Origin of the sequence: uncultured Parasphingorhabdus sp. (genome assembly GCF_963975735.1) — a bacterium.
GTDB lineage: Bacteria > Pseudomonadota > Alphaproteobacteria > Sphingomonadales > Sphingomonadaceae > Parasphingorhabdus.
Window position 1 is genome coordinate 100,168 of sequence record NZ_CAXBIA010000005.1, and the last position, 14,269, is coordinate 114,436.

Below are 14,269 nucleotides of genomic sequence, written 5' to 3' on the forward strand. Positions count from 1 at the left end.
AATGGCATGCGTAGTGCAGCCAAGGGGGCACTGGCTATAATCTGAGGTGGCTGCCTTAATTGCTACCTCTCCAGAATAAGGGACTGGAAAACATGAATAAATACTCATTTCTAAAGGCGAGTGTTGCGCCCGCAGTATTGGGCGTCGCGCTCATAGCTGCTCCGGCATACGCTCAAGATCAGGTTGCTGATGAGTCGGCTTCCGACGACTCTGGCTACATCGTCGTAACCGGTTCGCGTATCGCACGCCGCAATGTTGAAAGCGCAGCGCCTATTGCTGTTGTTAGCGATCAAGAATTCAAACTGTCCGGCACGGTGAACGTTGAAAACGTAATCAACACCTTGCCGCAGGTTATTCCTGGAACGACATCATTCTCCAACAACCCAGGTGGCGGCGTTGCAACGCTTAACCTGCGTGGTCTCGGTTCATCCCGTTCGCTGGTTTTGGTCAATGGCCGTCGTCAGATGTTCTTTGATACCAGCCAAGTTGTTGACCTTAACACCATTCCTAGCTTCTTGATCGATTCGGTCGACGTTGTTACCGGTGGTGCTTCAGCTGTTTACGGTTCTGATGCTGTTGCCGGTGTTGTAAACTTCCGACTGAAACAGGACCTCGAAGGCGTAATCGCTGGTGGTCAGTACGGCTTGACCGAAGAAGGCGATGGCTCGCGCTATAACGCTTATGTTGCAATCGGCGGCGGATTTGCCGACGGACGCGGTCATGCAACGGTTTATGCTGAATATTACAAGCGTGAAGCAATTTTGCAGGGCGCCCGCAGCTACACTTCCGAGGTTCTCGGTGATGACGGCGCCGGTGGATTTGTTGCAGGTGGTTCTTCCACTCTGCCAGAAGGTCTCATTCGCTACTTTGGTGACGGCAATACTGCCGGTACGGAATTTGACGCGAATGGTATCGTAAAATTCAACCAACCAGGCGATTTCAGCTCGTGGGATGGTTCTTTGTATAACTATGGTCCAGCCAACTATCTTCAGGTTCCGCAAGAGCGTTATCTGATGGGTGGTTTTGCAGATTATGAATTCAGCGACGGCCATACTGTCTACGCTGAAGTCTCGTTTGTTAACAACCGCGTTCCTAACGAATTGGCTGCAACGCCCGTCACCGGTACGTTCACGGTTAACCTGCCTACGATCCAGAGCTTCCTCAGCGCCGCAGACTATGCGCAGTTGGTTCAGCTTGAAGCTTCGGAATCGGTTAACCCCGGCGATGACAATATTGACTTGTTCCTGCAGCGTCGTGTTGTTGAAACCGGTTCGCGTAACAGCCTTGATGAACGTAGCGCGTTCCGCACGTTGATTGGTTTCCGCGGCGATATCACTGACAATCTGAGCTATGATGCATATTATTCCTATGCACGCACTCGCAATGGTAACATCCAGGCCGGCAACGTATCGCGTTCTGCTTTCGCAGCGGGCCTTGACGGTACTGGGACTCCGATTAACATCTTCGGTCTAGGTACATTGACACCAGCGGCTGTTAATCAAATCTCGATTCTCGCTCAAAATACTGACATTTCTGTTCTTCAGGTTGCTTCAGCTGCCATCAACGGTACGCTCGGTAACTTTGGAATGGGTGCCGATGATATCGGTTTCGCTGTCGGTGTAGAATATCGCAAAATGGCGTCAGAGTTCATTCCGGACACTGCATTGTCTTCGGGCGACGTTATCGGCTTTAACGGCGGTTTGCCAACCTCCGGTTCGTATGATGTGAAAGAAACATTCGCCGAACTCCGTTTGCCAATCCTTGGACCTGATTCCGGCATTCATATGTTGGAAGCTACTGGCGCAGTTCGCTATTCCGACTACTCGCTGGAAGCAGTTGGCGGTGTTTGGACATATGCTGGCGGACTTGAATTCGCTCCAATTCGCGATGTCAAATTGCGTGGCCAGTATCAGCGTGCTGTTCGGGCTCCAAACGTCGGCGAATTGTTCGGCGGTCAAGCTCAGGGCTTCCCTGGTGCCACCGACCCTTGTGCGGTTCCGGCAAATGCAGGCGACGCAACGATCCGCGCGCTTTGTATCGCTACCGGCGTGCCAGCTGCCAGCCCTGCGTTGTTTACGCCTGGCCTTCAGCTGAACACCCAGATCCAGGGCCTGTTTGGTGGTAACCCTGATTTGCAGGAAGAAAAATCAACTTCCTACACATTTGGTGCTGTCCTACAGCCTAGCTTTGTACCTGGCTTGACGGTCTCGGTTGACTACTTCAATATTGAAGTCAACGGTGCCATCAGTACCTTGGGCGGCGGTCTCGCAAACTCTCTGAACCTTTGCTATAATGTCATTCAGGACGTTAATAGCGTATATTGTCAGGTTTTTGCGGCTGCACGTAACGCTGCTGGTGTTCTTGACGACGCAAATCCTGCACAGATCCTCAATGCAAACACCGCCAGACTGGCTGTGAATGGTGTCGATCTTGAAGTGAACTATTCGACGCCAGTCGGTTTTTCGCTGACGGGTGCTGGAGAAAGCCGTCTGAACTTCAACTTCTTGGGTACATACACTCACACCAATTCTTTGACGCCAGTTGAAGATTTGCCGGATGAAGTGAACGAATGTGCTGGCAAATTTGGTCAGCTTGCATGTGGTAACCCTACACCGAAGTATAAGTGGACAAGCCGTCTGTCATTCATCGACGGCCCTCTGACCACCTCGCTTCGCTGGCGCCACATGTCGGCTGTTTCCGACGATGATCCAGATGTTGTTTACAGCACCGAACGTCTGCCTGCTTACAATCTCTTTGATTTGAGCTTCGCAGTAGATGTGAATGATAACGTGACACTGTCGACGGGTGTGAACAACTTGTTCGACAAGAAACCTTTTGCGATTGGCGACAATCAGGAACAAGGAAATACCTATCCGAGCACATATGACGTGCTGGGCCGTGATTTCTTCGTTTCCGCAGCGCTTAAGTTCTAAGTTAAGTCGCTACGAAAAAAATGGGGCGGCGCGTTATCGCGTCGCCCTTTTTTGTGCCTAAGGTAATAGAAGTCGGAGAGGTTGGAAATTCAGACGGCAAGTGCCGCTATGGTTCCCGATGCCCTTTTAATATCCAGCAATATGGTGCGGGATCGACGCCGTCCTGATCGGTACTCTTTTCTACCGAAAACCCGTACGTTTCAAACCATGTTTGATATTTCGTCACTCTCTCTTCGTCGCAAGCGGCACGTTCGAGATCATCGAGACGCTGCAATTCCGCCTGCACCCTCCGTTTGAGCTCCAATAGCGCGCCCTGTGCGTTCTGAATCGGGCCGTTGTTTCGATTGCTTAGCGTAAGCCAGATCGCTTGGCTTAATTCTGCTGACGCTGTGGATTGAGGATGTAGCTGGCTGGCAACGCCGACCGCTGACTTGAACAAGTCCGGTACCGGAAGATTGACCGCCAGCGGATTTCGCACAAATATCATAGCCTTTTCAATCAGCCGCTGCTCATCAACGACCCAGTGCAACGCAGCGCGCCGACGCATATTAAACCGGACGATCGGACCGTCGCGGTGATGGATGATGAATAGGAAGCTGCCAGTAGGCCGCAAGACACGAACGATTTCATCTACACTTTGTTTATTGCCAGCGTATTCAAAGCCGAAGCGGCTGGTGATGGCGTCAAAGCTTTCGCTTTGGAAGGAGAGTTTCTCCATCGACATGCCGGATTTGAGCTTAATTCCTTTTGGAGCTGGCGGCAATGTTGGGGATGCGTCAATGCCTATGAGCCGTAGGTCAGGACGATGCTGTCGTATCATTCTTAAGACAATTCCATCCCCGGTTGCGAGATCGAGTACGGATGCCTTCCTTGGAAGCTTGCTTCCATATTCGCGCCAGATGTGTTGCTGCCTGTTTTGTATTGCATCGCTACCAGAGGGCAGGCAACTGGATGGCGCAGATTTTGTGCCAGAGGTCCAGTAATCTGACCATCCCTGGTTAGCTTGTTTGCTCATATGATGCTCACCGCTTCCAATATTATTTATGGGCTCCCGTCATTCTGGAATCACGTCAAAGGCTGCGGTAATCCGCTCGCCAGACCGGAATTTTGTCGTGCCATGATAAAGGCTGCTCGGGAAGAGCGCGAGATGGCCAATTTTGGGCGTTAATGTGACAACAGGCTCTAGGTCGACGTTCAAGTCTGATGGCGGGCGGCCAATTTCAAGCTGTCCCTCTGCATCGTTATCGCCAGCAGGTAGTATCCAGTAGGATGCAGAGCTGAATATGCCTTGCGGATGAATATGTGGTACGTGAAATCCGCTACCCAAAAGCCGCACGGACCAACTTCCAGTAATGCGGGGCTGGCGGTCCCTGTAGCGCAGCAGCGGATGCTGTGGATCTTGTTTGGGAAGGCCATTCCAGTGATCAATCACCGCCGAACGAATTTTCGTCGCCAGCATTTTTGCCTCGTGTTCATATCGGATAAACAGGCGCCCGCGTGTTTGGGTCCCGCTGCGTAGTGATTGACCAATCGGGTGATTTTGGGTCTTGTGGATGCGCTGTAGAAAGGCCTGGATTTGCTCGAGTTCAGGCGGGTCGAGTTCGATCGATCTCAGGGCGATAAGGCCGTCCTGGCCATGCAGCCATAGGGCTCGGTCATCGTCCAGCAATCGCCAAGTGATACCCGTCAACGCCCAGGTCTCCACGTCTGTATCGGTCGCGCGACGGAGTCCTTCCAAAATCGAATCTGCTTGCGATGCATCGCCACGACGCAGAAATTGGCGCGCTTTGAGTTTTTGAACCTCTGGTGCATCGGCTGGCAGGGAGTTTATGAGCGCATCGGCAGAATCGAGCTCTCCGAGCGCCGCTCGGTACGTGGCTTCTCGAAGCAGCAGCGCAGGCTGGCCCGGCGAAACTTTGCGTGCATGGGCCAAGGCTTCGGCCGCTTTCAAGTTTTCGCCGGCGCCTGCGAGTAAGGCAGCATAGCGGTCTTGCAGGACTATATTGCCAGGATAAAGTTTAGCTGCGGATGCTATGTCGCGGTCATAATCCGGGTCACCCGCTTCAAACCGCATCCGCATCAATACGGCCTGACCTTCAACCCATTCGGGGTGTTTATGGACATGTTTGACGAGTTCAGTTGCGGCTTCCGCATCTCCGCCCGCCTCCAGAGCTTCAGCATATCCGATGATCATATCCGGGTCGTTGGCGTGGATAGCCAAGCCGGATTTATATAAATCAGCAGCCTGATCACGTCCGCTAGCCAAGGCAAGGCGGGCTTGGCCGAGCAGGGCATCGCGATCGCGCGGCTCGATGGATAGTGCTTTGGCAAAAGCTGATTGCGACTGTTCCACATTGTCTAGCTGCTCCTCCGCAGCCGCGCGCAGATTCCAATATGCTGAATCTTTTTCCGCAGCTCCCTCGTAAGGCGCAAATAGCGCCAAGAGATCTCTGGATCGACCCAGCGCGAGCAATGTGCGGCCTGTGCCTTTCAAGGCGAGGAGGTGGCTAGGGTCTTTCTCTAGAACAGCGTTGAACGCCGTTAGCGCATCGCCGTAGCGTAGCCTGGCCAAAAGCGTATAGCCGAGATCGGAGATAATATTGAGGTCGCCGGGCGCACGATCAAGCGCTGTGCCAAAGGTCACGATTGCAGAATCCAAATCGCCGGATGCTCTCAGGCATAGCGCCGAGAGATGCGCGCTAGCTGCCGAACCGGCACCATTTTTTTCGAGATTGTTTAAAATCTCCAACGCAGCGCCGGGGGCACCATTCTGATATGCTGCTGCCGCTTGGTTTAATGTACTATCGATCACGCAGCCACCCCGTAATAGCAAGTCGGCCCGCTGGAGCAAATGGCGGTACAAAAGTTACTTCGTGTCGCTGCGGTACGCGGAACAGGTTTAAGGCATTGAACCGGGGTCGAAATCCCGTGATGACATCGCCGTCTTCATCAAGAAAATTTAGATACCCGCCCCATTCGGGACGCCAGTCGCCAATTGTGAGGTTGAGCACATAAGCTATTTTCCAGCCTTCAGCGACATGACTGTCATCATGGACTCCCAGAAAATGCCCGGGAGCGTAGAGCGTAGCCTGCCCATCCGCTTTGATCAGACTTTCATCTCCGGTAATTTCGCGAACCAGAGAAAGAAATGGGTCGGCGTTGAGATGTTCGAGCAACAGGTCGTGGGGGCCGCCGCTATCCCATTGACCCAGATATGCATCAAGCATCCGATACTGGCCAAACATGAAGGCGTAGTCGCCGTCTATCATGGCCTGATTGACCGTCTCGCCAATATTCTGACGTTGCCCATCGGTCATGGCGGCAATTTCATCGGCTCTTGCGCCATGGGGGCCGTTCGTCCCGCCTTGCCAGCCGATCCCCCACGGCGTTTGCTTGATCAGTATTTTCTGAATTTCCTGCGCCGTCTGATCTGTCAAAATATTGCGAATTTGCAACCGCCCGTCAGCCGAGAACTTAGTCGCCAACGCCCGGCGGTCCAGTTCTGGATTAATCTCGAAAAGGGCGACCGTTGTCATAAATATCCCAAAAATTTCCGCTTGTTGCGCTGTTTGAGAGCTTCTAACAGCTTAAGCACATTCGATAAAGTGCCGTCAGCTATAAAGAGAAACCATGTTCACACTTAATTCTTTGCTCGACCGCAAAAAGTTACAGCGTCAATTTCAGGACGAAGGCCGACTGAGCATTGAAGGTTTTTTCGCAGGTAAAGCAGCTGACGCGTTATATGCCAACTTGCGTTCGCGTGCCGACTGGATGGAAATACTGAATAGCGGTGACAAGCTTATTGAGCTCGACCGAGCGGCTCAACAAAATCTGACAGATGGGCAACGGGACGAACTCTCGCAGGCGATATATGCCCAGGCGAGGGAAGGATTCCAGTATCGCTATGAAACAATAAGGGTTCCGGACGAAGCAGATATCCGTGCTGCCTTGGATGATGTGATCGTTCGTTTTGCGGATTGGATTTCCGGTGGCGAGGCGCGTGCCTTTTTCCGTGAAATTACCGGATCAAACGATATCGACTTTGCTGACGCACAGGCTACCGCTTATTCACCGGGCCATTTTCTGACCGGACATGATGATGATTTCCCGGGTAAGAATCGAGTTGCTGCTTATGTTTTCAATCTGACGCCTGTGTGGCGGACGGAATGGGGCGGACTACTTCTTTTTCACGATGACGCGAATGGTGTCAGCGGATTGGTTCCCGGATTCAATCGCTTGAATCTTTTCAAAGTGCCGCAGATGCATAGCGTGACGGAAGTGACGCAGTCCGCCCCTTACCGCCGCTATGCTATAACCGGTTGGCTTCGTAAGTCAGGACAGCGATAGTCGCTATTTCGCCACTTCCATTTTCAGCGCGCCATCGCCTTCGTCAATCTTGACCGTGGTTCCATCCGGCACTTCACCGCGAAGGATAAGATCGGCAAGCGGGTCCTGAAGATATTTCTGGATCGCCCGCTTCAGTGGCCGTGCGCCGTAGACAGGATCATAGCCAACCCGCCCCAGCCAGCGCCTTGCGGCATCGGTGAGGTCGAGCTCGATCTTCCGGTCTTTGAGCAATTTCTGTACCCGCAGGACCTGGATATCGACGATCGGTGCCATATGTTCCTCGGCCAGCCGGTGGAACAATATGATCTCGTCGAGCCGGTTGAGGAATTCCGGGCGGAAATGGGCGCGAACGACTTCCATGACTTGCGGTTCAACATCCTTGACCGTCTCGCCATCCTTCATGTTCGCCATATACTGGCTGCCCAGATTGGAAGTCAGGATGATCAGGGTGTTGGAGAAATCCACGACCCGTCCCTGACCGTCGGTCAGGCGCCCATCGTCGAGTACCTGCAGCAGAACGTTGAACACATCGCTGTGCGCTTTCTCGACCTCGTCGAACAGGATCACCTGATAGGGACGCCGGCGAACCGCTTCGGTCAGCACGCCGCCTTCATCATAGCCGACATAGCCGGGAGGGGCGCCGATCAGCCGTGATACGCTGTGCTTTTCCATGAATTCGGACATGTCGATGCGGACCATCGCCTGATCATCGTCGAACAGGAACCCGGCCAGCGCCTTGGTCAATTCGGTCTTGCCGACGCCGGTGGGGCCGAGGAAGAGGAAGCTTCCCAGCGGACGGTTCGGATCCTGCAAGCCGGCCCGGCTGCGGCGGACGGCAGCGGACACTGCGGCGACGGCGTCCTTCTGGCCGATCACGCGCTTGCCGATCAGCTCTTCCATCGCCAGCAGCTTCTCGCGCTCACCTTCGAGCATTTTGTCGACCGGAATGCCGGTCCACTTCGAGACCACCGCCGCAATATCTGCGGGGGTAACTTCTTCGCGCAACATCGCGCCTACCGTATCGTCGGCGGCTTCTTCGAGCGCTTTTTCGAGATTGGGGATAGTGCCGTAGCTCAGTTCGCCTGCCTTGGCGAGATCGCCTGCACGCTGGGCCTGTTCCAGCTCAAGCCGCGCATGATCCAGTTGCTCCTTGAGTTGCGCCTCGGCGTTGATCTTGTCCTTCTCGCCCTGCCAGCGGGTGGTCAATTCTGTGCTATGCTGTTCAAGCTCGGCCAGTTCTTTTTCGAGCGTTTCCAGACGGCCCTTGGAGGCGTCATCGGTTTCTTTCGATAAAGCTTCGCGCTCGATCTTGAGCTGGATGATCCGCCGGTCTAGCGTTTCGATTTCGGCGGGTTTTGATTCCACCTCCATACGAATGTGCGATGCCGCCTCATCCATCAGATCAATGGCTTTGTCGGGCAGGAACCGGTCTGAAATATAGCGGTTAGAGAGTGTCGCTGCGCTCACCAGAGCGGCATCGGTAATCCGCACGCCATGGTGCAGCTCATATTTTTCCTTCAGTCCGCGGAGGATCGAAATCGTGTCCTCGACCGTCGGTTCACCAATGAATACGGGCTGGAACCGACGTTGCAGGGCCGCGTCTTTTTCGACATATTTCTGATATTCGTTGAGCGTGGTTGCTCCGATACAGTGAAGTTCACCGCGCGCCAGTGCAGGCTTCAGCAGGTTGGAGGCATCCATCGAGCCTTCCGACGCGCCAGCGCCGACCAATGTGTGCATCTCGTCAATGAACAGGATGATTTCGCCTTCCGCCCCGCGCACTTCGTCGAGCACGCTCTTGAGCCGCTCTTCGAACTCGCCGCGATATTTCGCGCCGGCAATGAGAGAGCCCATGTCGAGCGCCATCAATCGGCGGTCTTTCAGACTGTCGGGCACATCGCCATTGGCAATGCGCAGCGCCATGCCTTCGGCGATAGCGGTCTTGCCGACGCCGGGTTCACCGATCAGGACCGGATTATTCTTGGTCCGGCGCGCCAGTATCTGGATCGTGCGCCGGATTTCCTCGTCGCGGCCGATGACCGGGTCTAGCTTGCCGTCGCGCGCCGCCTGGGTCAGGTCGCGGGTATATTTTTCCATCGCTTCATAGGCGTCCTCGGCCGATGCGGTGTCAGCCGAGCGGCCGCCGCGCAAATCGTTGATTGCCGTATTGAGTGCTTCGGCTGTAACGCCGGACGACAACAGCGCCTTGCCAGCTGCCGTGTCCTTGGCGAGCAACAGCGCGAGCAACAGCCGTTCGACCGTGACATAGCTGTCCCCGGCCTTCTCGGCGATCTGCTCGGCCTGATCGAGCACGCGAACCGCGTCATTATTCAATCCGGGCGTCTGCTGAGCCCCGCCGCCGGATACCGCTGGAATCTTCGCTAGCACCGCATCGATTTCCTGATGCGCCTTTTTGGCATCGCCGCCCGCCTTGGTGATCAAACCCGCTGCCATGCCCTGGTCGTCTTCGAGCAATGCCTTTGCCAGATGCGCGGCGGTAATCTGCTGGTGGCTCATCCGGATTGCGACGGTCTGGGCGGATTGCAAAAAGCCCTTGGCGCGGTCAGTGAATTTCTCAAGGTTCATCGGTTCATCCTGTTCAATCTCAGTGTCTTGTCATAAATATGGTGTTGTACTCGTGCAACACAACCATATTGATGACTTTTTCCGTCGGGTTGATATGGTAAGCGCTAACCAGCGTGAAGATACACGCAGCATATGATGCTGCCGGAGAGGAAAAAATACGTGAAAACACTTAAGCGGGCGGGCATCGGGCTGCTCATCTTCATTGTGCTGCTGGCAATCGGCCTCTCGGTCTGGGAGCCGATGAGCGTTGAAACAACCACTCCGCCGCCGGAAGCCTCTTATGAAACGCGCATTGTCCGCGACGAGTTCGGTGTGCCGCATATATTCGGCAAGACCGATGCCGATGTCGCTTATGGGGTTGCCTACGCCCATAGCGAGGATGATTTCTCGACGCTGCAGGAAGTGACCGCGATGACGCGGGGCCGGATGGCGACGCTCAACGGCGCAGACAGCGCGCCAATTGACTATATTGCAGCCCTGCTTGATGTGCGCGGTACGGTGAACCGCAAATATGACGATCTTCCGGCCGATGTACGTGCGGTGCTTGCCGGTTATGCGTCCGGGCTCAACGCTTATGCTGAAGAGCACCCTGAAGAAGTCAAGCTGGCCAAATTATTCCCGGTCAACGGTCAGGATATTGCCGCAGGTTTCGTGCTGCGTTCACCGTTTTTCTTTGGTTTGAACAATCCGATCGAAGCACTGGTGCAGAACAAGCCGCTGCCGCGCGAGGGCGGCCCGCGTCTCTCCGACGAGCCGGTCAAGACCTCTATCCATCCGCTCAGCCCCGACAAGCTGATCGAGGAGGACTCCGCAACACCGGTCGGCCCGGACCCCGACGAAAATGGTTCCAACGCCTATGCGATTGCGCCGCAACGCTCTCCGGAAGGCAAGACCCGCTTGATCTCCAATTCGCACCAGCCCTTGCGCGGCAATGTTGCCTGGTACGAGCTGGTCGTGCACAGCGACGAAGGCTGGGACTTCGCCGGTGCAAACTTCCCGGGCTCGCCTTTCCCATTCCTTGGCCACAATAAATATCTCGGCTGGACCAACACCGTCAACCGGCCGGATCTGGTCGATATCTACAAGCTGACGCTGAACGACAAGAAAGACGCCTATCGTTTCGACGGCGAATGGAAGCCGCTCGAAAAGAAACGCGTCTGGCTGAAGATCAAATTTGGTCCCCTTGTCATACCCTATCCACAGGTCGCTTATCGCTCGATCCACGGACCGGTGATCATGAACGAAAATGGTGCCTATGCGCTCCGCTATTCCGGTATCGACGAGCTCGATATGCTGACCCAATATTACCGGATCAACAAGGCCAGGAATTTCGATGAATGGCAGGCGGCTATGGCGGGGCAGGGCGTTCCGGCGACCAATTTCATTTACGCCGATGCCAAGGGCAATATCGGTCTCTATTATAACGCGATGTTCCCCGACCGGCCCGAGGGCTATGACTGGCGCGGAGTGCTGCCTGGCGATGTCTCCAAAGCGCTGTGGCAGAAAACCTTGCCGTTTACGCGCGTTCCCGCACTGGTCAATCCGGCCTCGGGCTATGTCATGAACTCCAATAACACGCCTTATATTGCCGCGGGTCCGGGCGACGAACTCAATCCGGATAATTTCTCGCCGCTTCTCGGTGTCGAGGATGACCAGACCAACCGATCGCGCCGGTCGATCGCCTTGCTGGAAAAGGCCAATGATGATGGCAAGATCACCGATGCCGAATTATGGGCCATTAAATATGACACCGGCTATGAAAAAGCCGGCTATGCGAAAGACTGGCTCGACAAGATCGCCGCGCTCGACCTGAAGGAGAGCGCAAAACTGCTCAAGGCGCAGCAATTGCTGGGCCAGTGGGACTGGAATCTCGATGGCAAGGGGCCGGCGGACGCGCTCGCGCTGATGGTGCTCCGCCCCGCCAACAAGTCGCATTATAACCGTGGCAAAATGCCCGAGCCTCGCGAGATACTGGAGGAAACGGTCGACCATCTGGCGAAATATTTCGACAGGATCGATCCGCCGATGATGGACGTGTTGCGGATGCGGCAGGGCAAGGTTGATCTACCGGTGGACGGTGGCAACGACACGATCCGCGCCTCGACCCTCTGGGATGTCGAGGATGACGGGCGGCTATCAGTGCGCCATGGCGACAGCTTCATCATGTTCATGGAATGGGGCAAGGACGGCGCGGTCTATTCGCGCTCGATACAGCCCTTCGGCGCCGCAACCACGCGGCCGGAGTCACCGCATTATACCGACCAGATGCAGTTGTTTGTCGACAAGAAGCTGAAACCGGTGTGGTTTGATCCGAAGGATCTGGAGAAGCACAAAACGAGTGACAAGGTGGTCAGAACGCCTGCCCGCTAGGATCGAGAAGTCAATAGCCCGTACAGCAGAAAGGCCGGACATGATGTCCGGCCTTTCTTATATCATGTGGTGATGAGCTTAACGTTGTGGCTTGTAGCCTGCATTGGCCATTTCGTTGCGGCCAACGACCATATGGTGGACTTCGTCCGGACCATCAGCGAGGCGCAATGTTCTCTGGTTGGCATACATGCGGGAAAGCGGTGTCCATTGTGACACCCCGGCTGCGCCGTGGATCTGGATCGCTTCATCGATGATCCGGCATGTGATTTCAGGGACATAGGCTTTGACCATGGAAACCCAGACGCGGGCCTGCTTGTTGCCCATGACGTCCATTGCCTTGGCGGCTTTGAGAACCATCAGGCGCATCGCTTCGATATCGATGCGGGCGCGTGAAATAACTTCAAGGTTTTTACCCAGCAGTGCCAAAGGCTGGCCAAAGGCTTCCCGGCTTCCGCCGCGATGGATCATCAGGTCCAGTGCCCGTTCTGCGACGCCAACACTACGCATGCAGTGGTGAATACGTCCGGGGCCGAGGCGCAGCTGGGAGATTTCGAAGCCGCGTCCTTCGCCGAGCAGGATATTCTCTTCGGGCACCCGAACATTGTTGAACTTGATATGCATATGGCCATGGGGTGCATCGTCGTCGCCAAAGACATGCATTGGTCCGACGATTTCAACGCCTGGCGTATCAATTGGCACCAGAATTTGTGATTGCTGCGAGTGCGACGGGCCGTCGGGATTGGTGCGGACCATGGTGATCATGACCTTGCAACGCGGGTCGCCAGCGCCGGAAATATAGAATTTCTCTCCGTTGATCACCCATTCGCCTTTTTCAAGAACAGCTTCGGTGCGAATATTCCGCGCATCGGAAGAAGGGTGGCCAGGTTCGGTCATGGCGAAAGCGGAGCGGATTTTTCCTTCGAGCAGGGGGACGAGCCATTCCTGTTTTTGTGCTGTCGTACCGACCCGCTCGAGCACTTCCATGTTGCCGGTATCGGGCGCGCTGCAGTTCATGCATTCGGATGCCAACGAGTTTTGGCCCAGAATGCCGGCAATGAATGCATAGTCGAGGTTCTTGAGGCCTTCGCCGGATTCTGCGTCGGGAAGGAAGAAATTCCAGAGCCCCTGCGCGCGCGCTTTGTCTTTCACGCCTTCCAGCAGTTCCAGCTGTCCGGGCGCGTAGCTCCAACGCTCTTCGCGATTTTCGCCCATGGCGTAAAATTTCTCGGTTATCGGATCTACTTCTTCGGCAACAAAGCGTTTTACCTTGTCATATAATATCCGGCCGCTGTCTGACATTCTCAGGTCATTCATTTCTGAATCATTGGGATCGTGGGTCATTGTCGTTCCTTTTCTAGTCTGTCTGGGCGGTCACATCCGGATTGCCGAAGGTGAAGGCGCGAGTCGTTATTTATTTCAGTATTAAACTATATCATAATCGATGTGGATGACAATATCACGATATTGCTGAGGTAGATAGGGATTGATAATTTTCGACCTGCCAGATCGAGGAGTGATTATAATTCACAGTTGAACTTATAAGTGGTTCACAATTGTCCGGCGATGCGTTAATAAAAATACATGTCGGCAAGAAATCAGAGATTCTACTCGCGGCTCCAGCTAGCTGCCCATGCGCTCAAGAAAATTTCTGATCGCCAGTTGCTCGACGTCGCAGGTGTTACGACAGCTCAAATGTCCGCTCTGGCGTTGATAGCTTCCGAAGAAGCATCTACCCAGACCTTGTTGGCAAAAAGACTTGGTCTGAATGATAGCGCGATCACCGCGATGATGCGTCGGCTGATTGATCTCGATCTGGTCGAACGGGTGCGGGATGATCAGGATGGCCGGGCATGGCTGTTGAAGCTGACCAAATCGGGCTCGGAGACTGTCGAAAGAGCAAGCGCCGCCGTTGATCAAACCAGCATACAGGTTGATGCGCTGCTGGGCGAAAAAACAATTGCCACGGTCGTCGCCGCGATGGAACTGATCATCAACGATTTGGATTGACGGCGTGGCCGTACAGCATCGATGAA

At 54.7% G+C, this 14,269-nt stretch carries 9 protein-coding genes; 4 read left to right on the plus strand and 5 right to left on the minus strand.

Annotated features, from left to right (window positions below):
- Window positions 1–92: 92 nt before the first annotated feature.
- Window positions 93–2,933: a TonB-dependent receptor gene (locus AACZ86_RS08475; RefSeq protein WP_339691362.1), complete on the plus strand. Its 2,841-nt coding sequence runs from the start codon at window positions 93–95 to the stop codon at window positions 2,931–2,933.
- A 106-nt stretch (window positions 2,934–3,039) separates the two neighbouring features.
- Here the strand turns inward: AACZ86_RS08475 and AACZ86_RS08480 are convergent, their stop codons facing one another.
- Genes AACZ86_RS08480 through AACZ86_RS08490 form a run of 3 tightly spaced genes read right to left on the minus strand, consistent with a single transcriptional unit; the run spans window position 3,040 to window position 6,469 of the window.
- A complete protein-coding gene (locus AACZ86_RS08480; protein ID WP_339691363.1) occupies window positions 3,040–3,948 on the minus strand; it encodes a class I SAM-dependent methyltransferase in 909 nt (302 codons plus the stop codon).
- 39 nt (window positions 3,949–3,987) lie between these two features.
- Window positions 3,988–5,745 (minus strand): putative 2OG-Fe(II) oxygenase, encoded by a 1,758-nt coding sequence (locus AACZ86_RS08485; RefSeq protein ID WP_339691365.1) that lies wholly within the window; start codon window positions 5,743–5,745, stop codon window positions 3,988–3,990.
- A complete protein-coding gene (locus tag AACZ86_RS08490; protein WP_339691367.1) occupies window positions 5,735–6,469 on the minus strand; it encodes a 2OG-Fe(II) oxygenase family protein in 735 nt (244 codons plus the stop codon). The genes AACZ86_RS08485 and AACZ86_RS08490 overlap by 11 nt, the downstream gene beginning before the upstream one ends.
- Window positions 6,470–6,563: 94 nt before the next feature.
- Here AACZ86_RS08490 and AACZ86_RS08495 point away from each other — a divergent pair, with 94 nt between their 5' ends.
- Complete coding sequence (locus AACZ86_RS08495) at window positions 6,564–7,280, plus strand: 2OG-Fe(II) oxygenase family protein (RefSeq protein ID WP_339691370.1); 717 nt, start codon at window positions 6,564–6,566, stop codon at window positions 7,278–7,280.
- A gap of 3 nt (window positions 7,281–7,283) precedes the next feature.
- Here AACZ86_RS08495 and clpB read toward each other — a convergent pair whose 3' ends face one another.
- Entirely contained in the window at window positions 7,284–9,866 is a 2,583-nt protein-coding gene (gene clpB / locus AACZ86_RS08500; protein WP_339691372.1) for an ATP-dependent chaperone ClpB, read from the minus strand.
- A 159-nt stretch (window positions 9,867–10,025) separates the two neighbouring features.
- Between clpB and AACZ86_RS08505 the strand changes: the two genes are divergently transcribed.
- Window positions 10,026–12,236, plus strand: coding sequence for an acylase (locus tag AACZ86_RS08505; protein WP_339691373.1), 2,211 nt, complete (start codon window positions 10,026–10,028; stop codon window positions 12,234–12,236).
- A gap of 78 nt (window positions 12,237–12,314) precedes the next feature.
- Here AACZ86_RS08505 and AACZ86_RS08510 read toward each other — a convergent pair whose 3' ends face one another.
- Window positions 12,315–13,577, minus strand: coding sequence for an acyl-CoA dehydrogenase family protein (locus tag AACZ86_RS08510; RefSeq protein WP_339691376.1), 1,263 nt, complete (start codon window positions 13,575–13,577; stop codon window positions 12,315–12,317).
- Window positions 13,578–13,817: 240 nt separating this feature from the next.
- Between AACZ86_RS08510 and AACZ86_RS08515 the strand changes: the two genes are divergently transcribed.
- The gene (locus AACZ86_RS08515; RefSeq protein WP_339691378.1) at window positions 13,818–14,243 is read left to right on the plus strand and encodes a MarR family transcriptional regulator; all 426 of its coding nucleotides are present in this window, start codon (window positions 13,818–13,820) and stop codon (window positions 14,241–14,243) included.
- Window positions 14,244–14,269 lie beyond the last annotated feature (26 nt).

Bases quoted from the DNA above. Each gene is read 5' to 3' on its own strand.
- AACZ86_RS08475 (WP_339691362.1), top strand. From the start codon at position 93: ATGAATAAATACTCATTTCTAAAGGCGAGTGTTGCGCCCGCAGTATTG.
- AACZ86_RS08480 (WP_339691363.1), bottom strand. From the start codon at position 3,948: ATGAGCAAACAAGCTAACCAGGGATGGTCAGATTACTGGACCTCTGGC.
- AACZ86_RS08490 (WP_339691367.1), bottom strand. From the start codon at position 6,469: ATGACAACGGTCGCCCTTTTCGAGATTAATCCAGAACTGGACCGCCGG.
- AACZ86_RS08495 (WP_339691370.1), top strand. From the start codon at position 6,564: ATGTTCACACTTAATTCTTTGCTCGACCGCAAAAAGTTACAGCGTCAA.
- clpB (WP_339691372.1), bottom strand. From the start codon at position 9,866: ATGAACCTTGAGAAATTCACTGACCGCGCCAAGGGCTTTTTGCAATCC.
- AACZ86_RS08510 (WP_339691376.1), bottom strand. From the start codon at position 13,577: ATGACCCACGATCCCAATGATTCAGAAATGAATGACCTGAGAATGTCA.
- AACZ86_RS08515 (WP_339691378.1), top strand. From the start codon at position 13,818: ATGTCGGCAAGAAATCAGAGATTCTACTCGCGGCTCCAGCTAGCTGCC.